The sequence below is a fragment of the Kocuria sp. CCUG 69068 genome, from assembly GCF_020833785.1.
Lineage (GTDB): Bacteria > Actinomycetota > Actinomycetes > Actinomycetales > Micrococcaceae > Kocuria > Kocuria rosea.
Genome location: NZ_PDDL01000058.1, coordinates 1 through 23036 on the forward strand (window position 1 = coordinate 1; position 23036 = coordinate 23036).

A 23036-nucleotide genomic window follows, 5' to 3' on the forward strand; every position below is an offset into this window, starting at 1 on the left:
ATCCGCGCGCCGGCCGCCGCGAGCCCGTCCAGGAGCGCGTCCCGGCCGGGCCGGTAGCGGCCGTCCTCGAGCAGCGCCACGCCCGCGGCCGCCCGCCCGGTGGTCCCGGCGAGCGCCACCGTGCCGCCCTCGCCCGCCCCGGAGCGGCGCACCGGGTCCCGGCCCTCGAGGTCGCCCGTCACCGTGGCGGTGACCGACAGCTCCCGGCCGGCGCCCAGGTCCCCGCCGACCACGGCGCAGCGGTCCGCGCCCATGGCCTCGAACCCGGCCAGGAGGCCGCGGGCGAAGTCCTCGGGCCAGGACACGGGCGTGCCCGGCGGCAGGGTGAGCGAGACGACGGCGGCCGACGGGACGGCGCCCATCGCGGCGACGTCGGCGAGGTTCTGCGCCGCGCACTTCACCCCGGTGTCGTAGCCCGTGGTGACCGCGCCGCCGGTCCAGGCGAGCCGGAAGTCCTGGTCCTGCACCTGGGTGTCCGTGGTGATCACGTACCGCCCGTCCGGGGCCGCGACCACGGCGCAGTCGTCGCCGGGGCCGAGCAGCACCAGGTCCGCTCCGGGGCGGGGGGCGGGGCGCAGGAGCAGCGGGAGCACCCGGGCCAGCAGCTCGGCCTCGGAGAGCTCCCCGACGGTGGGCCCCGGACCGGGCGGGGCGTCGGGCACGGGGGACGGCTCCGCTGGGGGTCGGGTCATGGCGCTCATCCTAACGACGGCCCCGGACGCGGGAACGGGCGCCCCCGAGGATTACGCTGGGGGCATGCCCTCGCCCTCCCTGTCCCGATCCGCCCGTGCCCTGCTGGGGGCGGGAGCCCTGGTGGCGGTCCTCGCGGGGTGCTCCCCCGCCGTCACCGTGGACCCAGCCGAGAACGCCGCCGACCCGGGGTGCGCCCCGGCGATGCTGGCCATGCCGGAGACCGTCGGCGAGCACGAGAGGCGCGAGACCACCAGCCAGGCCACCACGGCCTACGGCGAGCCCACGGCGGCGGTCGTGCGGTGCGGCGTGACCCCGCCCGGGCCCACCACGGACGCCTGCTCCTCCGTCAACGACGTCGACTGGCTGATCCGCCAGGACGAGGACGGGAGCACCTGGACCGCCACGACCTACGGCCGGGACCCGGCCGTCGAGGTGGTCTTCGACAGCACCGCCGTGGCCTCCTCCACCCTGCTGGTCGAGCTGGGCTCCGCGGTGGAGCAGATCCCCGCCGAGCGCCGGTGCCTGGACCTCCAGGACACCGTGGAGGGCCTCTGAGCCGGGGCCGGACGGAGGGGTCCGCCCCCTCCCCCGGGACGTCCCGGGGGCTCGGGAATAGGCCCGTGCCCTGCCCGGTTGTGGCGTGGACACGCGCGCGAGCGCACCGCGCCCCACCACCACGCCAGAAGGAGGCACATCCGTGGCCACCGATTACGACGAGCCCCGCGTCAAGCCCGAGGACGAGCCCGCCAACGAGTCCCTCGAGGTGATCCAGGCGCAGCGCAGCGCCACCGCGCAGAGCCCGGCGATCGACGTCGACGACTCGGACACGGCGGAGGGCATCGACCTGCCGGGGGCGGACCTGTCCCAGGAGGAGCTGCTCATCCAGGTGGTGCCCGAGCAGGACGACGAGTTCACCTGCATGTCCTGCTTCCTGGTCCGCCACCGCAGCCAGCTCGCCCGCGAGCAGGACGGCGACCGGTACTGCATCGAGTGCGCGGGCTGACGGCCGCGGCACCCGCCCCGGGCCCGCCCGGTCACTCGTGGCGCAGGGAGGCGATGGGGTCCTTCCGCGCGGCCCGGACGGCGGGGATCGTCCCGGCCAGGAACGCGATCCCCATGACCGAGAGCACGATCAGGGTCACCCGCCACGACTCGAACGCGAACAGCGACAGCCCCGGCAGTCCGGACAGGAACCCGTCGGCCAGCGCCCCGCTCAGGGCCGAGCCGCCGACGACGCCCGTGACGGCGCCGACGACCGCCCCGAGGAACCCGATGAAGACGGCCTCGAGGGAGAACAGGCCGAAGACCCTGCCCCCGCTCATGCCCATGGCCTTCATCAGGCCGATCTCCCGGGTCCGCTCCTGGACCGACATCAGCAGGGTGTTGACGATGCCGAGCCCGGCGGCCACGAGCGCGATGACGGCGCAGGCGTTGAGGATCCACACGATGGCGTTGATGACGGCGCGGAACATGCCGAGCTGGTCCTCCACGGTGAGCCCGAGCATGTCCTGCTCCTCCAGCCGCGCCTGGATCCCGGGGGCCAGGGCCATGTCCTCGACCGTGACCGTGGCCATCGCGAAGCTCTCCGGGACCTCCTCCGGGACGCCGCTGACCTGGTAGTCGTAGAGCCGCTCGTTGAACGTGTCCGACGGGATGGGGTTCAGGGAGGTCCCGACGAGACTGGCCTGCGTCACCCCGGAGATCGTGGCGGGGAACGCCCGGTCCTGCTCTGCCATGTTGGTCATGACCACGTCGACGCGGCCCCCGACGGCCTCCTGCGCGGAGGAGAAGCCCAGGTCGGCGACCCAGCTGTCGGGCACCGCGATCTCGTCCCGGCCCGCGGCGGGCGCTCCGCCGGCCACCATCTGCAGGCCCACGGCGTCGACGGGGATCCCCGGGGAGAGCTGGAACCGGCTGCCGTCGGCGGCCTCCAGGTAGGTGGGGGCCACGGAGTACATCGGCTTGACGGAGCGCACCCCGTCCAGGTCCTCGATGACCTCGATGTCCTCGGGGGTCAGCCCTTCGAAGGACACGCCGAACCCCGTGCGGATCCGGGTGGTGTCCGGGTCGTACTCCCGCGGGCCGGAGGTCGAGGACAGCTCGATGAGGGGCTGCGACTTCTGGACGTAGAGCGCGTCGGCGTCGCCGAACGCCGCCACGGTGTCGTCGATGTACCGGTTCACCCCGGTGCCCATGCCGGAGGTGAGGGTCAGGGCGAACGCACCGATGAAGACGGCGAGCACGGTCAGGGTGGCGCGGATCCTGGCGCGCGCGGTGTTGGCGACCGCCGAGGCCAGCAGATCGGACCACCTCACCGGGCACCTCCGACCGCTCCGACGACGACCTCGTCGTCCGCGCCGGCGTCGTCCCCTCCGGCGGCGTCCCCTCCTGCGGCGTCCGCTCCGGCGGCGGGGGCCTGCCGGGGTGCGGGGGCGTCCACGACGAGACCGTCGTGCAGGTGCACCTGGCGTCCGCAGCGCCGGGCGAGGTCCTCGTCGTGGGTGACGACGACGAGGGTGATGCCGCGCTCCCGGTGGAGCTCGAGCAGGAGGTCCTGGACCACCGCGCCGGTGGCCGAGTCGAGGTTGCCCGTGGGCTCGTCGGCGAAGATCACGGAGGGGTCGTTGACCAGGGCCCGGGCGATCGCGACCCGCTGCTTCTGCCCGCCCGACAGGTCGGCGGCACGGCTGGAGGCCTTCTCCGCCACGTCCAGGCGCTCCAGCACGTCCAGGGCGCGGCGCCGGCGCGCTGCGGGGCGGACCCCGGCGATGCGCAGCGGAAGCACCACGTTCTCCAGGACCGTCTGGTCCGGGGTCAGGTAGAACTGCTGGAACACGAACCCGAACGCGGCGTTGCGCGTCTCGTTGAGCTCACGGGCCGTCATCGACGCCGCCGGCCTGCCGTCCAGGGACACCGTGCCGCGGGTGGGCGCGTCGAGCAGCGCGAGAAGGTGCATCAGGGTCGACTTGCCCGAGCCGGACTTCCCGACGACGGCGACGGACTCCCCGTGCCGGATGCGCAGGTCCACGCCCCGCAGCGCGGCGAAACGGGTGTCCCCCCGGCCGTAGATCTTGACCAGGTTCTCGGCCTCGAGCACCGCGGACGTCATCGAATTCCCCCTGTCGGGGCGACCGTCCCCCCGGACGGCCGCCGCGGGACCACGTCCCTCCCCCATCATGTGCGCAAGCGAATGGTGGCGGCGACCCGATCCGTGTCCCCACTAGTGCTGTCCCGTGACCCGCGCGGACCGGGACGGCTGCGGAGGACACCCCCGGCGGACCGGTCACGAGGGGGCCGGAGGCGCTCGCCGGGTCCGGTGCCGAGGGCCGGGACTCCTCCCGTCACGTAACAGTTCACCCTTGCTAATGCCGGGATGTGGACGATAGTTAACAGCACAGCTGTTCTTCGGCAGGGGTTCCGGCTCCGCGGGACGGGCGCACGCCCCGTCCGCGCCGAACGACGAGCGGCACGACGTGACGGGGGTCCGTCCGCGCGGGGGCGCGGCAAGGACCCCGGTGGGGCCGTGCGGCGCGCTGGCGGTCCTGGGGTGGGCCCGGGCCGACTACGGAGTACAGGAGACGCATCGACATGACAACTACGAGAAGACTGGCTGTTGCCGGTGCCTCGGCGACCGTGCTGGTGGGGGGCCTGTTCCTGGGCGTCCCGGCGGCTGTCGCGGCACCTGGCGACGCCCCGCCGGTCGACGCCCCACCGGGCGCGGCCGCATCCACCGAGGTGGCCGGTGCCGTGGCGGAGCTGCCGGCCGCGGTGCCCGCGGACGTCCCGGTCGCCGAGGTCCTGGTCGCCGAGGCGGCTCCGCCCGCACCGGCGGAGGTCCCGGTCGCCGAGCCCGCACCGGTCGTCGCCGACGTGGCGGCGCCCGAGCTGCCGGCCGCGGCCCTCGCGGACGTCCCGGTCGCCGCGCCCGTGGACGTGCCGGCCGCCGAGGAGGTCCTGCCCGCACCGGCGGAGGCGCCGGCTCCGTTCGTGGCCGACGTGGCGCCGGAGGCACCGGCGCTGTCCGACGCGGCACCCGCCGCGCCGGCCGCAGCCGCGGTCCAGCAGGAGGTGGTCCCGGAGCTCGCGCCCCAGGAGGCCGCCGCCGGGGCCGCGAACCCGGGGCTCAACGTGGACACCCGCCTCACCGCGGCACCGATGGGGCAGGCGGCCGGCGCCGGTCTGCTCACGGCGCTGCTCGCGGCGGCAGTGGCTCTTCCCGGTGCGCTCGCGTACCGGGCCCGGAGGCTCGGGCGCAGCGGCGCCTGAGCCGCGTGCCGTGCCGGTGGTGCCCGCGGGGCGGCGCCGGCACGGCACCGACCCCGGCGGAACGCGCCGGGTCGGAGAACAGGTCAGGTCGGAGGAGGACAGCACAGCATGGCAACGAGCACCGTGGCGGGACCGCCGCGCCCCGTCCCGGCCGAGGAGAGGGATCCCCTGGTCCGGCGGGCGGCGGTGGTGACGCTGTGCGCCGCCGTGCTGTGGGTGGCGCTCATGAACCAGTGGTTCCTCGCCCAGCACCTCCTGGGGCACGTGCCGGCCGCGGCGTCGCCGGTGCGCCTGAGCATAGACTCGGTCGGCTTCGACGCCGACGTGCTCCCCTACGACCCGACCGACGAGGACCTCGAGGGCGGCTCGCTCGTGCCTCCGCAGACCTACAGCGGCTACCGGCTCACGCCGTACGGGATGCCCGGCGAGGGGTCGACGAACACCACGTACATCGCGGGGCACAGCTACGACAAGGTGGAGCTGCCCTTCAACAAGCTGAGCGACCCGACCCTGGTCGGGGCGGAGCTCGAGGTCGAGACCGTGGACGGGACCCTCGACTACGTGGTGGACTCGGTGACCACCTACGAGAAGGACACGCTGAAGGACAGCGAGATCTGGCGGATCGTCCCGAACCGCATCGTCCTGATCAGCTGCTACACCCAGGACGCGGTCGGCAAGAACGTCGTCGTCACCGCGTCGCCCGCTGCGTGAGCCGGGGGCTCCGCCCCCGGTGGCGTGCCGCGGCTCAGCGCAGCCCGACCGGCCGTTCCAGGGCGAGGCCCAGGAGCTCGTCGATCAGCTCGGCGTAGTCGAGCCCGGAGGCGGCCCACATCCGGGGGTACATCGAGATCGGTGTGAACCCGGGCATCGTGTTGATCTCGTTGATGACCACCCGCCCGTCGGGGGTGTAGAAGAAGTCGGCCCGGCACAGGCCCTCCCCGTCCAGCGCCTCGAACGCGGTCACGGCGCTGCGGCGGATCGTCCCGATCGCCTCCTGCGGCAGGTCCGCGGGGCAGCTGAGCCGCGCGGAGGCCTGGGAGACGTACTTCGCCTCGAAGTCGTAGAACGCGTGCTCGTCGACGATCTCGATCTCGCCGGGCATGGAGGTCCGGGCGGCGGCGGTCCCGCGGCCCTGGAGGACGGCGCACTCGATCTCCCGCCCCACGATCCCCGCCTCGACCACCAGCTTGCGGTCGTGCTCGCGGGCGGTCTCGATCGCGGCGTCCAGATCCTCGGCGCGCTCCACCTTCGTGATGCCGAAGGAGGACCCCGCCCGGGCGGGCTTGACGAACACGGGGAAGCCCAGCGCGGCGATGCGCTCGCGCACGTCCTGGGGGTCCACGGCCCACTGCCGGTCGGTCACCACGGTGTAGGGGCCCACTGCCAGGCCCGCCGCCTCGAAGGCGAGCTTCATGAAGTGCTTGTCCATCCCCACCGCGGAGGCCGTGACGCCGCAGCCCACGTAGCGCAGGTCGGCGAGCTCGAGCAGACCCTGCAGGGTGCCGTCCTCGCCGAAGGGCCCGTGCAGCAGGGGCAGCACCACGTCGATGTGCCGGTCCCGGCTGACGGTCTGCCCGCAGGGACCGTCCTGGCGCACGATGAGCTCGCTCTCCCCGACCTTCAGCGGCAGGCTCACGAGCTCGTCGCCCACGGGCAGCTCCGCGATCGGGTTCGCGTCCAGCAGCGCCTCCAGCTCCTCCTGCGGGCAGAGGAACCACTCGCCGGAGGTGGCGATGCCGACGGTCACCACGTCCCACTTGTCCCGGTCGATGGCGCGCAGGACCCCGAGGGCGGTGATGAGGGAGATGGAGTGCTCGCTGGAGCGTCCGCCGAACAGCACGGCGACGCAGGGGCGGGGGGTCATGGGGCGGTCCCTTCGGATTTGATCTCGCGGCCCAGCAGGAGCGGGGCCACGTCGTCGATGGTGATCTCCTCGCGGAGGATGGCCACGACGGCCTCGGTGATGGGCATGTCCACGCCGTGGCGGCGGGCCAGGGCGAGCACGGCGGGGGCGGATTTGATGCCCTCGGCGGTCTGGGTCATCTCCTCCTGGACCTCCGCCGGGGTGAGGCCCAGGCCGAGGAGCCGGCCCGCGGTGCGGTTGCGGGACAGCGGGGAGGAGCAGGTGGCCACGAGGTCGCCCAGTCCGGCGAGGCCGGAGAGGGTCTCCAGCCTCCCGCCGAGGGCGAGCGCGAGCCGGGTCGTCTCGGCGAGCCCGCGGGTGATGATGGAGGCCTTCGAGTTCTCCCCGAAGTGGCGGCCGTCGGCGATGCCCACCCCGAGGGCGATGACGTTCTTGACGACGCCGCCGATCTCGGTGCCCACCACGTCCGTGTTCGTGTAGGGGCGGAAGTAGCGGGTCCGGCAGGCGTGGGCCACCCAGGTGGCCAGGTCCGTGGCGGGGGCCGCCACGACGGAGGCCGTGGGCTGCTCCTCGGCGATCTCCATGGCCAGGTTGGGCCCGGACAGCACGCACGTGCGCGCCCGCCAGTGCCGGGGGCCCAGCCCGGTGGCCCGTCCCAGCTCCTCGGCGACGACCTCGCTCATCCGCAGGCCCGTGTCCCGCTCGAGACCCTTGGCGAGGGACAGCACCACGGCGTCGCGCTCGAGGTGTCCGGCCACGGCGGTCAGCTGGGCGCGCAGGGACTGGGCGGGCACGGCGAGGACCACGAGGTCCGCGCCGCGCACGGCGGCGGCGAGGTCGGCGGTGATCTCCAGGCGCTCGGGCAGCCGGATGCCGGGCACGTAGCGGTCGTTGACGCGGGTGCGCGCGGTGTGGTCCATCGCGGGGGCGCTGCGTCCCCACAGGGCCACGGTCCGCCCGATCGGCTCGGCCCGGGCGTGGGCGGACTCGCGGGCGCTGTCGGCGAGGATCTTGGCGAAGGTCGTGCCCCAGGACCCGGCGCCCAGCACGGCGATCCTCCGCGGCCCGGCGGCGGGCAGGCCGCCGGCAGGGGCCGCGGCGGTCTCGGGGGGCGTCACAGGCGGCCTCCCCGGCGCCGGTCCCAGAGGACTGCCGGCGCGTCCGTGCCGCGCAGCACCGCGAGCTCCCGGGTCACGGCGCGCATGACGGCGTCGGTGGCGTCCTCGAGCCGCGCCGCATGGCGGCCCACCGGATGGGTCAGGTCGGGGACGTCGTCCCGCCACGGGGTGAGGTCCACGGGCGGGCCGATCCGCACGCGCACGTCCTTCCGGGGGAACAGGCTGACCGTGCGCCGGCCGGTGGAGCGGTCGTGGTCGAGGACCTTCTGGTCCCCCCAGTGCGCCACCGGGACCACCGGGGCCCCGGTCGCGAGGGCCAGGCGCGCGGCGCCCGTGTGCCCGGTCATCGGCCACCGGTCGGGGTCCCGGGTGAGGGTGCCCTCGGGGTAGATCACCACGGCGCCGCCGGAGGCGAGCTCGGCGCGGGCGGCCGTGAGCGCCGCCGCGGCGTCGGCCGTGCCGCGCAGCACGGGGACCTGGCCGGTGGCCCGGAGCACCGTTCCCACCCCGGGGGCGCGGAACAGGGACTCCTTCGCCAGGAACCGCGGCATGATCCCGTTGTCGTAGAGCGTGATCGCGACCGTCAGGGGGTCGAGCTCGGTGAGGTGGTTGGGCACCACGATGAAACCGCCCTCGGCGGGCAGGTGCTCCTCCCCCGTCCAGCGCAGCCGGGCCGCCAGCCGGTAGGCCGGCTTGACGACGCCCGCGAGCACGCGGAACAGGCGGCGGTTCGAGGTGCGGCTCATCGGCGGGCCCGGCTCACTCGCCGTCGAGCTCGAAGGACGCCCCGAGCCCCGTCAGCTTGTCGGTGAAGTGCTCGTAGCCGCGCTCGATGAGCTCCACGCCGGTGACGTGGGACGTGCCCTCGGCGGCCATCGCCGCGATGAGGTGGGAGAAGCCCCCGCGGAGGTCGGGGATGTTGATCTCGGAGGCCTGCAGCGGGGTGGGCCCGGAGATCACGGCCGAGTGCACGAAGTTGCGCTGGCCGAAGCGGCACGGCACGGAGCCCAGGCACTCGCGGTGCAGCTGGATCGTGGCCCCCATCCGGTTGAGGGCGGCGGTGAAGCCGAAGCGGTTCTCGTAGACGGTCTCGTGCACGATGGACACGCCCGTGGCCTGGGTCAGGGCGACCACGAGCGGCTGCTGCCAGTCGGTCATGAAGCCGGGGTGGACGTCGGTCTCCACGATGAGCGGGTTGAGGTCCCCGCCGGGGTGGTAGAAGCGGATGCCCTCCTCCCGGATGTCGAGGCCCCCGCCGATCTTGCGGAACGTGTTGAGGAAGGTCATCATGTCGGACTGCCGGGCCCCGGCCACGAAGATGTCGCCGCCGGTGGCCAGCGCGGCGGAGCCCCAGGAGGCGGCCTCGATGCGGTCCGGCATGGCCCGGTGCCGGTAGCCGGTGAGCTCGGGGACGCCCTCGATGCGGATCACCCGGTCGGTCTGGACGGTGATGATGGCGCCCATCTTCTGCAGGATCGCGATGAGGTCCATGATCTCGGGCTCGGTGGCGGCGCCGCGCAGCTCGGTGTGGCCGTCGGCCCGGGTGGCGGTGAGCAGCACCTGCTCGGTCGCGCCGACCGAGGGGTAGGGCAGCTCCACCTTGGCGCCGTGCAGGCCGTGCGGGGCGCTCATCCGGATCCCGGACTCCAGCTTCTCGACACGGGCGCCGAAGTGGCGCAGCACGTCGAGGTGGTAGTTGATGGGCCGGTCGCCGATCTTGCACCCGCCGAGGTCGGGGATGAACGCCTCGCCGATGGCGTGCAGCAGGGGCCCGCACAGCAGGATCGGGATCCGCGAGTCCCCGGCGTGGGCGTCGATGTCCGCGTGCCGCGCCGTGGTGACGTTGCAGGGGTCCAGGGACAGCCGGCCGTCCTCGCGCCCCACGTCGACCCCGTGCAGCGCCAGCAGGTTGGTGACGACCTGGACGTCCTTGATCTGGGGCACGTTCTCCAGGACGGACGGTGTGGAGCCCAGGAGGGCGGCCACCATGGCCTTGGGGACGAGGTTCTTGGCACCTCGCACGGTGACCTGCCCGGACAGGGGGATTCCGCCCGTGATGTGCAGTGCGCTGCTCATGACCTTCCGATCTGCTGTTGCCGGGCCACCCCCGAGCGGGAGCGGCACCCGTACAGTGTAGGTTCCCCGGCGCGGGCCCCTGCACAGGGGCGGGCGTCGTGCGTGTCCGGGACAGCACGACGGCCCGGCGGGCCGTGGGAGGCTCCGCCGGGCCGTGCCGGGCGTGACGGGGTCAGGTGCGGGCGGGCAGCGTGGTCGGCTTGAAGGCGGGACGGCCCGCCTCGAACGCGGCGATGTCCTCCTCGCGCTGGAGGGTGAGCCCGATGTCGTCGAGGCCCTCCATGAGGCGCCAGCGCGTGTAGTCGTCGATCGTGAACGGCACCGTCACCGTGTCGCACGTCACCGTGCGGGACTCGAGGTCGACCTCGATCTCGGTGCCGGGGTGCTCCTCGATCAGCTTCCACAGCAGCTCGACGTCCGCCTGGTCGACCTGCGCGGCCAGCAGCCCCTGCTTGCCCGAGTTGCCGCGGAAGATGTCCGCGAACCGGGAGGAGATGACGGCCTGGAAGCCGTAGTCGCGCAGCGCCCACACCGCGTGCTCCCGGGAGGAGCCGGTGCCGAAGTCGGGCCCGGCCACCAGCACGGAGCCGTGCCGGTACGGCTCCCGGTTGAGCACGAAGTCCTCGTTCTTGCGCCAGGCGGCGAACAGGGCGTCCTCGAAGCCGGTCTTGGTGATCCGCTTGAGGTAGACGGCCGGGATGATCTGGTCGGTGTCCACGTTGGACTGGCGCAGCGGGACGCCGACACCCCGGTGGGTGGTGAACTTCTCCATGGCAGGGCCTTTCTGGGCTTCGGGTCGAGGGCTCAGGCGCCGGCGGACGCGAGGTCCGTGGGGGCGCCGGCGGGCTCGAGGTCGGACGGGGAGGACAGCGTGCCGCGCACCGCGGTGGCGGCGGCCACCACGGGCGAGACGAGGTGGGTGCGCCCGCCCTTGCCCTGCCGGCCCTCGAAGTTGCGGTTCGACGTCGAGGCGCACCGCTCGCCGGGGGCGAGCTGGTCCGGGTTCATGCCCAGGCACATCGAGCAGCCCGCGAAGCGCCAGTCCGCGCCGAAGTCCTTGAACACCCGGTCCAGGCCCTCGGCCTCGGCCTGCAGCCGCACCTTGGCCGAGCCCGGCACCACCATCATCCGGACGTTCTGCGCCTTGGCGCGGCCCTTGACGATCTCCGCCGCCGCCCGCAGGTCCTCGATCCGGGAGTTGGTGCAGGAGCCCAGGAAGACGGTGTCCACCGGGATCTCCTTCATCGGGGTGCCGGCGGCCAGGCCCATGTACTCGAGGGCCCGGCGGGCGTTGGCCTTGTCGTTCTCGTCCCCGATGTCCTCGGGGTCGGGGACGGCCTGGGACAGGGGGACGCCCTGGCCGGGGTTGGTGCCCCAGGTGACGAACGGCTCGAGCTCGTCCGCGTCGAGGGAGACCTCGGCGTCGAAGACGGCGTCCTCGTCGGTGCGCAGGGTCCGCCAGTACTCGACGGCCGCGTCCCAGTCGGCGCCCTGCGGCGCGTGCGGGCGGCCCTGGACGTAGTCGAACGTGGTGTCGTCGGGGGCGATCATGCCCGCGCGGGCGCCGGCCTCGATCGACATGTTGCAGATGGTCATCCGAGCCTCCATGGACAGGGCGCGGATGGCCGAGCCCCGGTACTCCAGGACGTAGCCCTGTCCGCCGCCGGTGCCGATCTTGGCGATCACGGCCAGGATGATGTCCTTGGCGGACACCCCCGGGCGCAGCGTGCCCTCGACGTTGATGGCCATGGTCCGGAACGGGGCGAGCGGCAGCGTCTGGGTGGCCATCACGTGCTCGACCTCGGAGGTGCCGATGCCGAAGGCCAGGGCCCCGAACGCGCCGTGGGTGGAGGTGTGGGAGTCGCCGCAGACCACGGTCATCCCGGGCTGGGTGAGGCCCAGCTGGGGGCCCACCACGTGCACGATGCCCTGCTCGGCGTCCCCGAGCGGGTGCAGGCGCACGCCGAACTCGGCGCAGTTGGCCCGCAGGGTCTCGATCTGCTTGCGGGACGTGTCGTCGGCGATGCGGGAGAAGATGTCCTGCGTGGGCGTGTTGTGGTCCTCGGTGGCGATCGTGAGCTCGGGCCGGCGCAGCGGGCGGCCCGCCAGGCGCAGCCCCTCGAAGGCCTGCGGCGAGGTGACCTCGTGGAGCAGGTGGAGGTCGATGTAGAGCAGGTCCGGCCGGCCGTCCTCGCCCTGGCGCACGAGGTGGTCCGCCCAGACCTTCTCGGCGAGGGTGCGCCCGCCCCGGGGCCCGGAGGGTGCGGCGGAGGTCGTGGAGGGGGTCGAGGACTGGTAGTCCGGCATGGCGGATCCTTCCGTGCTGCCTGTGCAACGTGTTTCCTCCATGGTCGGCGCCCGGCTCGTGACGGGCCAGCTTTCGGGCTTGCTTCTCACATTCTGAGACGTCAGTATCAGTGCATGGACACATCTGGACACATGGATCCGTCCGGCGCCCCGCTCGGCACGCCGCTGGGCGGGCAGGGCACCGGGGAGTCGCTCGCGCTGACCGCGACCACCGCGCCCAGCGGGGTGGGGGTGGTCGACAAGGCCGCGATGATCCTCGACGCCCTCGAGGCGGGGCCGGCGACGCTGGCCCAGCTGGTGAGCGCCACGGGCCTCGCCCGGCCCACCGTGCACCGGCTGGCCGTGGCACTGGCCCACCACCGGTTCGTGGGACGGGACATCCAGGGCCGGTTCGTGCTCGGCTCCCGGCTCGTGGAGCTGGCGTCCGCGGCCGGCGAGGACCGCCTGATCGCGGCCGCCGGCCCCGTCCTGATGAACCTGCGGGACGCCACCGGGGAGTCCGCGCAGATCTTCCGCCGGCAGGGCGACTGGCGCGTGTGCGTGGCCTCCGCCGAGCGGCCGATCGGGCTGCGGGACACGATCCCGGTGGGCACGCAGCTGTCGATGAAGGCGGGCTCCGCCGCGCAGGTGCTCGTCGCGTGGGAGGACCACGACCGCCTGCTCGAGGGCCTGCGCCACGCGCGGTTCTCCGCGACCGTGCTGGCCGGGGTGCGCCGCCGGGGCTGGGCGCAGTCGCTGGGCGAGCGCGAACCGGGCATCGCCTCCGTCTCGGCCCCGGTGCGCGGACCCTCGGGCCGGGTGATCGCCGCGGTGTCGATCTCCGGACCGATCGAACGGCTCACCCGCCAGCCGGGCCGGCTGCACGCCGAGGTCGTGGTGCAGGCCGCGCGCCAGCTCACGGAGGCGGTCCGGGCCACCACCCAGTAGCCGGGCGCCGGCGGCCCCCGCCCCGCCGTCCCCCGCCGTGCGGCGGGGGACGCTCCGCGGCCGCCGCGCTCAGCCGCGCAGGACGGCCAGCGCCCTCCGGAAGGCGGCGAAGGCCTCGAGCTCCGCCCGCACGGGGTCGACGACGGTGCGCCGGGCGGCCTCGGCCACCGACTCGCGCAGCCGGCGCCGCACCGAGCGCTCCCGCATCCGGGCGCCGAAGCCGGCGAGGACCCGGCCGGTCAGGGCCGTGAAGATCCCGAGCACCACCCCGGCGAGGACGAGCAGCGTGGGCACGGGCAGCGGGAAGCCCTCGACGTACGGGGGCGGCGGGACGGGGATCTGGAACCACTCGAGCAGGAACAGGCCCAGGAGCCACAGCAGCCCCGCGACCACCGCGAGCATCGCGAGCCACTGGACGACGTCGAGGACGAGCCACCACCAGGAGTTCCGCCCGGCCCGGAAGTCGGTGCGGGCGACGGCCTGGTCGATCGCGTCCGGCAGCCTCTCCTCGTGGGTGCGCGCGGCCTGCCGGACCGACCGGGTCCACGGTTCGGCGGCCCCGTCCGCGGCGTCGTGGGCGAAGGTGCGCACCGCGGAGTCGGCCGCGGCCCGCTGGGCGGCGCCCATGGGCGGCAGGGACGTGCGGTTGACCTCGGGGTTCACGGTCCCGCCCCGGTCGAGGTTCAGCCGCCGCATCGGGTCCTTGCGGAACCTCAGCAGCCACCGGGTGGGGATCCACCCCGTGTGCTCCGCCGCGTGCAGGGCGTAGGACCTCCCGGCGGCCCGGGCGATCCCGGGCACGTTGGCGGCCTGCGCCAGCCCGTCGGTGAGCCGCTCCTGCGCCGGCTCGGTGATCCCGGCAGGCTCCCCGTCCCCGGAGGCCTCGGCGAGCAGCGCGGCGGCGTCGTCCACGTCGGCGTCGAGCCGGGCGCCGGCCGCCGCCCTGGTGTCGGCCACCTGGCGGATCCGCGCGCGGAGGGCCTCGACGCCCTCCCCCGTCACCGCGGAGACGGCCACCGGCTTCGACAGCCCCGTGGTGGGCAGCCCGTCCTGGGCCACGAGCTCCTCGAGGGAGGCCATCACGGCGGGGACCTCGGCGGCCGGCAGCCGGTCCACCTGGTTCATCACCACCATGGTCACGGCCCCGTGCCGGGCCAGCGGCGCGATGAACTCCTGGTGGATGACCGCGTCGGCGTACTTCTGCGGGTCCACGACCCACACCACGACGTCGACCATGCCGACGAGGCGCTGCACGATGGTGCGGTGGTGCAGGCTCACGGAGTCGAAGTCCGGCAGGTCGAGCAGGATCAGACCGCCGGGCGCCTCCGCGGCGGGCGCGCCCGTGATCCGCTCCTTGACGCGCGTCCACCGGCCGGCGTCCGCGTGCCCGGTGGGCAGGGGCGTGTCGACGTGGTGGCGCTGGGTGACACCGAGCCAGTCCAGCAGGGCCTCGCTGCCCGGCTCCCCCCAGACGGCGGCCAGCGGCTCGGAGGTGGTGGGGCGGCGGGCGGCGGCCCGGGCGATGTCCCGTCCCACGACCGCGTTGAACAGGGTGGACTTCCCGGACCCGGTCGCCCCGAAGAAGCCCACCACGGTGTGGTCGGCGGACAGGGAGCGCCGCTCGGCGGCGCGGTCCAGGACGGTGCGGGACGCCGCCACGGCCTCGTCGTCGAGCCGGCCGGAGGCCAGCTCCGTGGCGCGCGCGAGCGCGGTGAGCCGTTCGGAGAGGGTCGGCGCCGCCTGCCGGGCGGGGCTCATGCGCTCTCCCCCAGCGTCCGCCCGGCGGCGCGGATGCGCTCGGCCACGGCCACGAGCTCGTCGGCCTCCGGGTGCCCGTCCAGGACGTCGAGGCGCCGCAGGAACACGGACGCCTGCTGGTCCATGACCGTGTGGATCCGGGACTCGAGGTTCTTGCGGGCGTCCTCGGCCATCCGCCGCACGGCGTCCTCCCCGAAGACCGCCTCGAGCAGCTTGGTGCCCACCACGCCGGAGCCGCCGGCGATGCCGACCTCCAGCCCGGTGAGCCCGCCCGTCATGGAGAACACGCCGATCATGAGGATCACGGTGAGCGCGTTCACACCCAGCGACATGGCCCGCGCCCTGGTCCGCTTGTCCGCGCCCTCGCGCTGGATCAGCTCCATGAGGTCGCCCTGCCAGGCGCGCACCTGCTCTGCCGTGCGCTCGCGGAAGTCCGGGGGCAGCGAGCCGAGGTCGGACCCGCCGAGCAGGACCCGGCCCGCGGGCTCGTCCAGCCAGCGGCGCTCCGCGGTCTCGGAGGCGCGCGCGGCCTCCTCAACGATCACGGTCTGCAGACCGGTCTCGATGGCCTCCTCGACCTGGACCTCGGGTGCCGGCCTCCCGCTGAAGAAGGCGGTGAGCCGGTCCCGCATCCGGCCGATCCCGGCCTCGAGGTTGCGGAAGAACTCGCCGGTGCCCACGAAGTCCTGCCAGCGGGCGAGGACCTCGCCGCGCAGCAGGGTCCCGTCCCGGGTCGACTCGATGACGGCGGCGAGCGCCTCGTCGAAGGCGCGGTCCACGTCGTGGCGCAGCTGCGCCTCGACGCGGTGCTGGGAGAGCACCGCCGTCCCGGCCGCGCCGGTGCGCTCCGCGATGGAGCGGACCGCGCCGCCGAGGGTCCGGCGGGCGATCTCCGAGCGGGAGGCGGCGTTGCGCCCCAGTTCGGCCAGGAAGTCCACCACGGGGGCGACGACGTGGGGCGGGAGCATGCCCATCTCGTTGAGCGGTGACTCCGGGACGGTGAACACCGGGGCGTCCCCGAGGCCCTGCTCGGCGAGCATCCGCCGGAGGTCGTCCTCGATCTCGGCCTCGAGCCCCTGCGGGACCCGGTCGAGGACCACGGCCACCGTGATGTCCCGCTGGGCGGCCTCGACGAGCAGCCGCCACGGCACGGCGTCGGCGTAGCGGTTCGCGGTGGTCACGAACAGCCACAGGTCGGCGGCGGCCAGCAGCTGCCCCGCGAGCCGGCGGTTCTCGTCGGAGATCGAGTCGACGTCCGGGGCGTCGAGCAGGGCGACGCCCTCGGGGATCCGCGGCTCGGCGAGCAGCACGAGGGCCTGGCCGTCCGCGGTGCCGGGCAGCGCGGACGGGGAGGCGGTGTCCGCGGCGGTCGAGCCGGCGGGGATGACCTTCCGCGCGTGGATCCGGCTCAGGTGCGGGAGCACCCGCTGGGTCGAGAACGCCTCGGCGTCGCGCGGGTGGTGGATCAGGATGGGCTGCCGGGTGGTCGGGCGGATGGCCCCGGACCGGGTCACGGGGTGCCCCACGACCGCGTTGACCAGGGTCGACTTGCCGGCGCCCGTGGAGCCGCCGACCACCGCGAGCAGCGGCGCGTCGAGGGAGCGCACCCGGGGCAGCACGTAGTCGTCGAGCTGGGCGACGGCACGGTCGATGTCCTCGCGCTCGCGCAGCACGTCGGTCGTGGACAGCGGGAGGGTCGACGCCGCGAGCAGCGCCCGCGCGTCCTCGAGGGCGCTCAGGATCTCTGTCTGGTCGGTCACAGGGACATTGTGCCAGTCAGCCTGCTGTGCACCTACGCGGCGCGGGACGCCGGGGGCTCACGCCATCCGGACGGCGATCTTGCCGCGGACATGCCCCTCCTGGCTGAGCCGGTAGGCCTCCACACCCTCGGCCAGGGGCACGCTGCGGGCGAGCTCTATCCGCAGCGCGCCCCGGTCCACCAGACGGCCCAGCTCGGTGAGGTCCTCGGCGGAGGGACGCACCCACATCCACGTCCCGCCGTGGGCCTCGACCGCGTCGTCGGCCACGGAGGCGTGCCGCCCCCCGTCCTTCAGGACGGCGAGCGTCTGCTCCACGACCCCGCCTACGAGGTCGACCACGACGTCCACGCCGTCCGGAGCCAGCTCCCGGACCCGCTCGGGCAGCCCGTCCCCGTAGGCCACGGGCTCCGCGCCGAGACCGCGCAGGTACTCGTGGTTGGCCTCCGACGCCGTGCCGATCACGCGGGCGCCCCGGGCCGCGGCGAGCTGGACGGCGTAGCCGCCCACGCCCCCGGAGGCGTTGTGCACGAGCACGGTCTCTCCCGCGGCCGCCTCCAGGCGGCCGAGGACCTGGTAGGCCGTGAGCCCGGCGAGCGGCAGCGCGGCCGCCCGGTCCCAGTCCACGGAGGCCGGCTTCGGCGCGAGCAGGCGTGCGGGCAGGGCGACGTACTCGGCCATCGTCCCGCCGTGCACCCAGTCCGTGCGGGCGTAGGAGATCACCTCGTCGCCCGGGGCCCACTCCGGGACGTCGATGCCGACGGCCTCCACGACCCCGGACACGTCCCAGCCGGGCACCACCGGGAACTGGACCTCCATCAGCGGATCGAGGCCGCCGGCCATGATCTTCCAGTCCACGGGGTTGATCGCGGCGCTGCGCACCTTCAGGAGCACCCAGCCCGGGGGGACCTTGGGCTCGGGGAGGTCGGTGAGCTCGAGGACTTCGGGGCCGCCGTAGCGGGCGTACGTCAATGCCTTCATGCTCCGCGCAACCGGCGGTCCCGGGAATCTGTTCCCGGCCGCGGGTCAGCGGCCCGGCTCCCGCAGGTGATCCGCGGCGTAGGCGGCGAACACCTCCCCGGGGGCCTCCCCCGTGCTGACGAAGTCCTCCCGCAGCTTTCGCGCGAGCTGCTCCAGGGCCAGGCCCAGGCGGCGGGCGCTCGTGCGCACCGGCGGCGCCGAGGACGCGGCGGCACGGTCGCGCAGCTCGAGGGCGTAGGCCAGCTGCCGGGCCAGGGAGAGGTCCGGGTCCTCCTCCTGGAAGTAGTACGTCTCGCCGTGCTGGGTGAAGTCGATCCGGGCCCGGGACACCTCCGCGGTCAGCCCGTCCAGCACCCGGGCCGCCGTCACGGGGTCCTCCTCCGCGATCCCGTCCGCGTACTCCACCTCGGCGAGGGACGTCAGCTCGAGCGCCAGGGCCCGGCGGCGGGACAGCGGCGGATAGATCTGGGTGAACCACGTCAGGGCCGCCGTGAGCAGGGCGAACCCGGTCAGCGCCTCCAGCGGGGTGGCCAGCCGGATCCAGGGGTCGGTGGCCACGACGTCCCCGAACCCCAGCGTCGCCAGGGTGACGAACGAGAGGTAGAGGGCCTCGAGGAGATCGGGGTAGGCGGCGGGGTCCACCCCCGGCGAGTACGTGAAGCCCTCGGGGACGTGCGGCAGGTAGATCAGGGCCCAGCCGAGGCCCTGCAGGAGCACCCACAGGAGCACCACCGTGATCATCGAGCCCGGGCCCACGGCCGAGCCGAAGCGGTGCCCGGTGCGCCGGGAGACCCACCAGACGCCCGACTGCACCCGGCCGCCGACGGCGCCCGAGCCGCTGGGGTGCAGCAGGCTGTGGTACATGTCCCGCAGGCCGAGCACGATCACCGTGGTCCCCAGCAGCGTCAGCAGCACGTCCACGTCGTCGCTCCGTTCCCGTCCGCCGGTGTCCTTCCCCTGCGACCCTACCCGGCGGCTCCCTCTCGGCACCGCCCTTGGCCGTGCGACCATCAGCAGGGTTACGGTAGGAGCACGCGGCGCCCCGGGCGGCGCCGTGAGCCCGATGCGACGGAAGGACGCCCATGGACATCAACCTCGTACTGGCACTGTTCGCGGGCGTCGTCCTGCTGATCTCGGCGTTCTCGACGCTGCTGCAGCGGATCAGTCTCCCCGGCCCGGTGCTCGCCCTCGCGTTCGGCGCGCTGATCGGCCCCTACGCGCTGGACCTCGTGCGGATCGAGGACTTCGGCCTGCCCCCGGGAACGCTGCTGGAGCAGGCGGCGCGGATCACCCTGGCGGTGGGCCTGGCCGGGGTCGCCCTGCGCCTGCCGCACGGCTACTGGCGCAGCGACGCCCGCTGGATCGCCGTGGTCATCGGGCTGGGCATGGCCCTGATGCTCGTCGTGGCCACCGGCGTGCTGTGGGCGGCGCTGGGTGTGCCGTTCCTGGTGGCGCTGCTGCTGGGCGCGATCATCACCCCGACCGACCCCGTGGTCACCACCCCGATCGTCACGGGTTCCCTGGCCGAGGAGCGGATTCCCGAGCGGGTCCGGCACAATCTCTCGGCCGAGAGCGGGCTCAACGACGGACTGGCCTACCTCTTCGTCCTCCTCCCGGTGCTGCTGCTGACCGAGCCGGACCGGGCGTGGCACGAGCTGCTGACCACCGTCCTGCTGTGGGAGGTGCTCGGCGCGGCGGTGTTCGGGGCGCTGGCGGGCTTCCTGCTGGGCAGGCTGTTCGTCGTCGTCCGCCGGCACGGGCTCATGGAGGAGAGCTCCTACCTGGCCTTCGTGGTGCCGCTGGCACTCGTGCTGCTCGGGACCGGCAAGCTGCTGGGCACCGACGCCCTGCTGGCCGTCTTCGTGGGCGTCGCGGTCTTCGGGCAGGTGATCCCCCAGCGGGACGAGGCGCAGGAGGACAAGGTCCAGGACGCCGTGGCCCGGCTGTTCCTGCTGCCGGTGTTCATCCTGCTCGGCCTGGCGCTGCCGGTCGGTGAGTGGACGGAACTGGGCTGGGGTGCTCCCCTGGTCCTCGGCGCGGCGCTGCTGCTGCGCCGCTTCGTTGCCCTGTGGGCGCTCCGGCCGCTGCTGCGGGGCGTGCACGACCGCGCCGAGACGCTCGTCCTGAGCTGGTTCGGACCCATCGGCGTCTCCGCCCTGTTCTACGCGACGCTGGCCGAACGGCACACCGGCAACCACGAGATCTTCGTCCACACCACCCTGGCCGTCACCCTGTCCGTGCTCGTCCACGGGCTGTCCACCGCACCGCTGAGCGCGTGGCTCCAGCACCGGGAGCCGGAGCGCAAACAGGAGGAGGAGACCCCCGCATGAGCCCGCAGCACCCCTGTCCCAGGCCCCTCATCACGGACCGGGAGGCCCGCCGTGTGGTTTGACTCCTGGGCCGACATCCTCCGGATCCTGCTCGTCGGAGCCGCCTCCTACACCACGCTGGTGGCGATCCTGCGCCTGTCCGGCAAGCGCACCCTCGCCCAGCTCAACGTCTTCGACTTCGTGGTCACGGTCGCCCTCGGCTCGACCCTCGCCACCATCTTCCTCAGCACGGACGTCTCCTGGGCCGAGGGCGCCACCGCCCTGGCCCTGCTCGCGGCTCTCCAGCTGCTCGTGGCCCTCGTCTCGGCGCGCCGTCCGAGGGCCCGGCGCTTCTTCACCTCGGACCCCGTCCTGCTGCTGGCCGACGGCCGGATCCGGGGCGAGGCGCTGCGCCGCAACCGGCTCACGGAGTCGGAGATCCGTCAGGCGGTGCGCATGCAGGGCACCGGGGACCTCTCCCGGGTCGAGGCGGTCGTGCTCGAGACCAACGGCAAGCTCAGCGTCATCACCGCCGACGCGCACGGCGACGGCTCGGCGCTGGAGGACGTCCGCGGCCACGACCGCCCTTCCGGACGCAGGGAGGGCACCGGCCCGGGCGAGTGAGCCCGAGGCCCGGGCGCCGGCCACAGGGGCCGTTCGCGGTGGCGGGTCGGACGGCCTACTCGCCGAAGACCGCCTCGGTCACGTGGGTGGGCTTCTCGTACTGCCGGTCGGGGAGGTTCCGGAGTGCGTCGAGGACGGAGTCGTCCGCACCGGAGTCCTGCGCCTTCCGCACGATCGCTTCCTTGCCGACCGGGTAGTCCAGGCCGCTGAGGTGCTTCTGCAGCTCGATGGGGTTGGGCTTGTCGGACATGGGAGTCTCCTTGTCGTCGCCGGGTCTCGTCCCGCCGGTGCGGCGGAACACGGACGCCCCCAGTCTGTCAGCCTGCTTGCCGTTCGTCAGCCCCGCCCGTCCGCCGGGGCGACCACCAGCCGCAGCGCTCACGAGCCGGAGCGGCCCTCCTGCTCGAGCAGCCGCAGCCGCTCCCGGTACTCGTCCTCGGTGAGCTCTCCGGCGGCGTGGCGCTCCAGCAGACCGTCACGGGCCCGCCGCAGGCCGAGCCGGGTGCGCGACCTGCGGCCCCAGCGGGTGTTCTGCCCGTAGCGTCCCACGAGCCACCGGACGCCCCGGGCCACGGTCCACACGGCGGCGGCGGCCAGCAGGGCCCAGGACATCACCTCCCAGCCCTGGAAGGGGGTCAGTCCCAGTTCGCCCACGGTCCCACCGTCCCTCCGGCGTCGTCCGTCGTTCCTGTCTCCGGCGGCGCGCCGTCCGGGGCGCGCTCGGTGGCCGAAGAGTAGCAGTCGCCTCCGACGCCGGGCCGGGGCGGTCCGGTCGGGTCGGCGGCCGCCGGGGCCACCGGGCGCCGGCGGGGTCAGCGGGTGAGCGTGCCGATCCCCTCGAGGATCGCCTCGTGCACGCGCGGGTCGCTGAGCGGCAGGAAGTGACCGCGCGTGCCGAGCTGGACGTTGCGCGCCCCTTCCAGGTGGCTGCCGCCCGGGATGTGGGGGTCGAACAGGCCGTAGACGGAGACGATGTGCTGGTTGACCTCCCGGCGGGTGGTCAGCGCGGTGAGCTCCGGGGAGTGGGGCAGGAACACCCGGATCGTCGGGAGGGGCAGGAGCCGGGCGAGCTCGGAGCCCGTGAAGGGGGTGTTGACGGCCACGAGCCCCCGGATCACGGTGCCCTTGTTGTGGTGGGCCAGGAGGTGCTTGCCGATCAGCCCGCCCTTGCTGTGCGCCACCAGCACGCAGCGCTCGATCCCCTCCCGGCGGATGTGCTCGTCGACCAGCGCCGCCATGTCCTCGATGGTCCCGGTGTTGAACCTCAGGTCCTCCACCACGTGGACGTCGTGGCCGTGCTCCCGCAGCAGCCCGGCCACCGGGAGCATGAACGTCCACGACTCGTAGATCCCGGGGATCAGCACGACCGGCGTCCGCCCCGGCTCTCCCCGGCCCCGGTAGTGGGCGGGCTCCCACCGGCCGAGGACGCCCGCGGCCTGCCACCGGACCGCGTAGACGTAGTCGCGGGCCCAGGCCGCGAGATTCGCGGCCGCCGCGCCCGGCCGCGGGATCACACCGGGCTCCCGGGACGGCAGGCGGCGAGGAAGGGCGCGCAGGCGGCGGCGAGCTCCCGGGGGTCGGTGTGCTGGACGTTGTGCGGGGCCCCGGGGATCTCCAGGAAGCGGGCGTCGGGGGCCGCCCGGGCCAGCCGGCGGGACCAGTCCCGCCGGGCGATGGGGTCCCGGGACCCGCGCACCACCAGCCCGGGGGGCGTGCAGCCCCGGATGTCCTCCTCGATCCGGTCGCGGAGCATGTGCCGGGCAGTGCGCAGATAGCGGAGCGGGCCCATCCGGAGGTAGTCGCGGACGACCACGGCGTTGGTGCGCAGGGGCTCGCGCGCGGTGTCCCGCAGCAGCCGCCGTCCCTGGCCGAGCAGACTGCGCGCGGTGGGGTCGACGGTCGGTCCCACCAGCACGTAGCCGGCGCACAGCCCGGGGTGGTCCCTGACGGCGTCCACGACGACCTGGCAGCCCATGGAGTGCCCCACGACCACGGGAGCCCGCAGCCCCAGCGCCTCGACGGCCCCCGCAACCACGCGGCCGAGCTCGGGCACCGACAGGGGCCGGGCGGGGCGCGGCGAGGACCCGCAGCCCGGCAGGTCGACGGCGTAGACGTCGTGCGTGGCCGCGAGCGCGTCAGCGAGCCGCAGGAAGTACCGGCCCGACATGCCGATGCCGTGCACGAGGACCACCGGGGGCCGCGCGCGGTCGAAGGTCCCCCGCACGTCGACCGCGTGGGTGCCGGCGACGACGCGCCGCCGCTCGAGCCCCGGGTGCCCCCGCGCCCTCACCGGTGGGTCGCCTCGAGCGCCAGGCGCACGACGTCGAGCGGGTCCCGCCGCGCGGCGTGGGCCGCC

The 23036-nt window shown here is 74.3% G+C and carries 24 protein-coding genes; 7 read left to right on the top strand and 17 right to left on the bottom strand.

From position 1 onward, the window contains the following. A partial coding sequence (locus CRM73_RS11745; protein ID WP_229587817.1) for a thiamine-phosphate kinase occupies window positions 1-692 on the bottom strand: 692 nt, incomplete at its 3' end. A 64-nt stretch (window positions 693-756) separates the two neighbouring features. Between CRM73_RS11745 and CRM73_RS11750 the strand changes: the two genes are divergently transcribed. Beyond that, window positions 757-1248, top strand: a complete 492-nt coding sequence (locus CRM73_RS11750) for a DUF3515 family protein (protein WP_095651683.1) — start codon at window positions 757-759, stop codon at window positions 1246-1248. Between the two features lie 142 nt (window positions 1249-1390). Beyond that, window positions 1391-1696, top strand: coding sequence for a DUF4193 domain-containing protein (locus CRM73_RS11755; protein WP_229587819.1), 306 nt, complete (start codon window positions 1391-1393; stop codon window positions 1694-1696). A 31-nt stretch (window positions 1697-1727) separates the two neighbouring features. Here the strand turns inward: CRM73_RS11755 and CRM73_RS11760 are convergent, their stop codons facing one another. Further along, window positions 1728-3008, bottom strand: a complete 1281-nt coding sequence (locus CRM73_RS11760) for an ABC transporter permease (protein ID WP_144835918.1) — start codon at window positions 3006-3008, stop codon at window positions 1728-1730. Then, entirely contained in the window at window positions 3005-3802 is a 798-nt protein-coding gene (locus CRM73_RS11765) for an ABC transporter ATP-binding protein (protein WP_229587821.1), read from the bottom strand. Before CRM73_RS11765 ends, CRM73_RS11760 begins: the two co-directional genes overlap by 4 nt. A 479-nt stretch (window positions 3803-4281) precedes the next feature. On the opposite strand from CRM73_RS11765, the gene CRM73_RS11770 reads away from it, so the two are divergent. Further along, window positions 4282-4959 (top strand): hypothetical protein, encoded by a 678-nt coding sequence (locus tag CRM73_RS11770; RefSeq protein WP_229587823.1) that lies wholly within the window; start codon window positions 4282-4284, stop codon window positions 4957-4959. A gap of 108 nt (window positions 4960-5067) precedes the next feature. Beyond that, window positions 5068-5670 (top strand): class F sortase, encoded by a 603-nt coding sequence (locus tag CRM73_RS11775; protein WP_144835919.1) that lies wholly within the window; start codon window positions 5068-5070, stop codon window positions 5668-5670. A gap of 34 nt (window positions 5671-5704) precedes the next feature. Here the strand turns inward: CRM73_RS11775 and CRM73_RS11780 are convergent, their stop codons facing one another. The 6 genes from CRM73_RS11780 to leuC form a co-directional block, all read right to left on the bottom strand. Further along, entirely contained in the window at window positions 5705-6823 is a 1119-nt protein-coding gene (locus CRM73_RS11780) for a D-alanine--D-alanine ligase family protein (RefSeq protein WP_017833190.1), read from the bottom strand. Further along, a complete protein-coding gene (locus tag CRM73_RS11785) occupies window positions 6820-7941 on the bottom strand; it encodes an NAD(P)H-dependent glycerol-3-phosphate dehydrogenase (RefSeq protein WP_095651678.1) in 1122 nt (373 codons plus the stop codon). Before CRM73_RS11785 ends, CRM73_RS11780 begins: the two co-directional genes overlap by 4 nt. Then, window positions 7938-8687, bottom strand: coding sequence for a lysophospholipid acyltransferase family protein (locus CRM73_RS11790; RefSeq protein WP_229587825.1), 750 nt, complete (start codon window positions 8685-8687; stop codon window positions 7938-7940). The genes CRM73_RS11785 and CRM73_RS11790 overlap by 4 nt, the downstream gene beginning before the upstream one ends. Window positions 8688-8700: 13 nt before the next feature. Continuing rightward, window positions 8701-10017, bottom strand: a complete 1317-nt coding sequence (gene murA / locus CRM73_RS11795) for a UDP-N-acetylglucosamine 1-carboxyvinyltransferase (RefSeq protein ID WP_095651676.1) — start codon at window positions 10015-10017, stop codon at window positions 8701-8703. Window positions 10018-10189: 172 nt separating this feature from the next. Further along, the gene (gene leuD / locus CRM73_RS11800) at window positions 10190-10789 is read right to left on the bottom strand and encodes a 3-isopropylmalate dehydratase small subunit (RefSeq protein ID WP_017833194.1); all 600 of its coding nucleotides are present in this window, start codon (window positions 10787-10789) and stop codon (window positions 10190-10192) included. A 32-nt stretch (window positions 10790-10821) separates the two neighbouring features. Then, the gene (gene leuC / locus CRM73_RS11805; RefSeq protein ID WP_229587827.1) at window positions 10822-12324 is read right to left on the bottom strand and encodes a 3-isopropylmalate dehydratase large subunit; all 1503 of its coding nucleotides are present in this window, start codon (window positions 12322-12324) and stop codon (window positions 10822-10824) included. A gap of 114 nt (window positions 12325-12438) precedes the next feature. On the opposite strand from leuC, the gene CRM73_RS11810 reads away from it, so the two are divergent. Further along, window positions 12439-13251 carry an IclR family transcriptional regulator gene (locus tag CRM73_RS11810; protein ID WP_255219483.1) on the top strand — a complete coding sequence of 271 codons (813 nt, stop codon included), beginning with the start codon at window positions 12439-12441 and terminating at the stop codon, window positions 13249-13251. Between the two features lie 69 nt (window positions 13252-13320). On the opposite strand, the gene CRM73_RS11815 is transcribed toward CRM73_RS11810, so the two are convergent. From CRM73_RS11815 to CRM73_RS11830, 4 genes are read right to left on the bottom strand one after another with little or no spacing between them, the layout of a single operon-like run. Continuing rightward, the gene (locus CRM73_RS11815; protein WP_229587829.1) at window positions 13321-15009 is read right to left on the bottom strand and encodes a dynamin family protein; all 1689 of its coding nucleotides are present in this window, start codon (window positions 15007-15009) and stop codon (window positions 13321-13323) included. After that, window positions 15006-16769 carry a dynamin family protein gene (locus CRM73_RS11820; RefSeq protein WP_017833198.1) on the bottom strand — a complete coding sequence of 588 codons (1764 nt, stop codon included), beginning with the start codon at window positions 16767-16769 and terminating at the stop codon, window positions 15006-15008. Before CRM73_RS11820 ends, CRM73_RS11815 begins: the two co-directional genes overlap by 4 nt. Window positions 16770-16826: 57 nt before the next feature. Continuing rightward, a complete protein-coding gene (locus CRM73_RS11825) occupies window positions 16827-17747 on the bottom strand; it encodes an NADP-dependent oxidoreductase (RefSeq protein WP_035928924.1) in 921 nt (306 codons plus the stop codon). 45 nt (window positions 17748-17792) lie between these two features. Beyond that, window positions 17793-18668 (bottom strand): potassium channel family protein, encoded by an 876-nt coding sequence (locus tag CRM73_RS11830; RefSeq protein WP_017833200.1) that lies wholly within the window; start codon window positions 18666-18668, stop codon window positions 17793-17795. Window positions 18669-18829: 161 nt separating this feature from the next. Here CRM73_RS11830 and CRM73_RS11835 point away from each other — a divergent pair, with 161 nt between their 5' ends. Together CRM73_RS11835 and CRM73_RS11840 are read left to right on the top strand one after the other, a co-directional pair. Continuing rightward, window positions 18830-20077, top strand: coding sequence for a sodium:proton antiporter (locus CRM73_RS11835; RefSeq protein WP_229587831.1), 1248 nt, complete (start codon window positions 18830-18832; stop codon window positions 20075-20077). Between the two features lie 51 nt (window positions 20078-20128). Beyond that, complete coding sequence (locus CRM73_RS11840; RefSeq protein WP_229587833.1) at window positions 20129-20680, top strand: YetF domain-containing protein; 552 nt, start codon at window positions 20129-20131, stop codon at window positions 20678-20680. A 55-nt stretch (window positions 20681-20735) separates the two neighbouring features. On the opposite strand, the gene CRM73_RS11845 is transcribed toward CRM73_RS11840, so the two are convergent. The 4 genes from CRM73_RS11845 to CRM73_RS11860 form a co-directional block, all read right to left on the bottom strand. Then, window positions 20736-20930, bottom strand: coding sequence for a DUF2795 domain-containing protein (locus tag CRM73_RS11845; protein WP_229587835.1), 195 nt, complete (start codon window positions 20928-20930; stop codon window positions 20736-20738). Window positions 20931-21058: 128 nt separating this feature from the next. After that, window positions 21059-21334, bottom strand: coding sequence for a hypothetical protein (locus tag CRM73_RS11850; RefSeq protein WP_017833203.1), 276 nt, complete (start codon window positions 21332-21334; stop codon window positions 21059-21061). A 158-nt stretch (window positions 21335-21492) separates the two neighbouring features. Continuing rightward, window positions 21493-22194 (bottom strand): triacylglycerol lipase, encoded by a 702-nt coding sequence (locus tag CRM73_RS11855; RefSeq protein WP_017833204.1) that lies wholly within the window; start codon window positions 22192-22194, stop codon window positions 21493-21495. Next, window positions 22191-22970: an alpha/beta fold hydrolase gene (locus tag CRM73_RS11860; protein WP_031282909.1), complete on the bottom strand. Its 780-nt coding sequence runs from the start codon at window positions 22968-22970 to the stop codon at window positions 22191-22193. Before CRM73_RS11860 ends, CRM73_RS11855 begins: the two co-directional genes overlap by 4 nt. Window positions 22971-23036 lie beyond the last annotated feature (66 nt).

Bases quoted from the DNA above. Each gene is read 5' to 3' on its own strand.
- CRM73_RS11750 (WP_095651683.1), top strand. From the start codon at position 757: ATGCCCTCGCCCTCCCTGTCCCGATCCGCCCGTGCCCTGCTGGGGGCG.
- CRM73_RS11765 (WP_229587821.1), bottom strand. From the start codon at position 3,802: ATGACGTCCGCGGTGCTCGAGGCCGAGAACCTGGTCAAGATCTACGGC.
- CRM73_RS11770 (WP_229587823.1), top strand. From the start codon at position 4,282: ATGACAACTACGAGAAGACTGGCTGTTGCCGGTGCCTCGGCGACCGTG.
- CRM73_RS11775 (WP_144835919.1), top strand. From the start codon at position 5,068: ATGGCAACGAGCACCGTGGCGGGACCGCCGCGCCCCGTCCCGGCCGAG.
- CRM73_RS11780 (WP_017833190.1), bottom strand. From the start codon at position 6,823: ATGACCCCCCGCCCCTGCGTCGCCGTGCTGTTCGGCGGACGCTCCAGC.
- CRM73_RS11790 (WP_229587825.1), bottom strand. From the start codon at position 8,687: ATGAGCCGCACCTCGAACCGCCGCCTGTTCCGCGTGCTCGCGGGCGTC.
- murA (WP_095651676.1), bottom strand. From the start codon at position 10,017: ATGAGCAGCGCACTGCACATCACGGGCGGAATCCCCCTGTCCGGGCAG.
- leuD (WP_017833194.1), bottom strand. From the start codon at position 10,789: ATGGAGAAGTTCACCACCCACCGGGGTGTCGGCGTCCCGCTGCGCCAG.
- leuC (WP_229587827.1), bottom strand. From the start codon at position 12,324: ATGCCGGACTACCAGTCCTCGACCCCCTCCACGACCTCCGCCGCACCC.
- CRM73_RS11810 (WP_255219483.1), top strand. From the start codon at position 12,439: ATGGACACATCTGGACACATGGATCCGTCCGGCGCCCCGCTCGGCACG.
- CRM73_RS11815 (WP_229587829.1), bottom strand. From the start codon at position 15,009: ATGAGCCCCGCCCGGCAGGCGGCGCCGACCCTCTCCGAACGGCTCACC.
- CRM73_RS11825 (WP_035928924.1), bottom strand. From the start codon at position 17,747: ATGAAGGCATTGACGTACGCCCGCTACGGCGGCCCCGAAGTCCTCGAG.
- CRM73_RS11835 (WP_229587831.1), top strand. From the start codon at position 18,830: ATGGACATCAACCTCGTACTGGCACTGTTCGCGGGCGTCGTCCTGCTG.
- CRM73_RS11845 (WP_229587835.1), bottom strand. From the start codon at position 20,930: ATGTCCGACAAGCCCAACCCCATCGAGCTGCAGAAGCACCTCAGCGGC.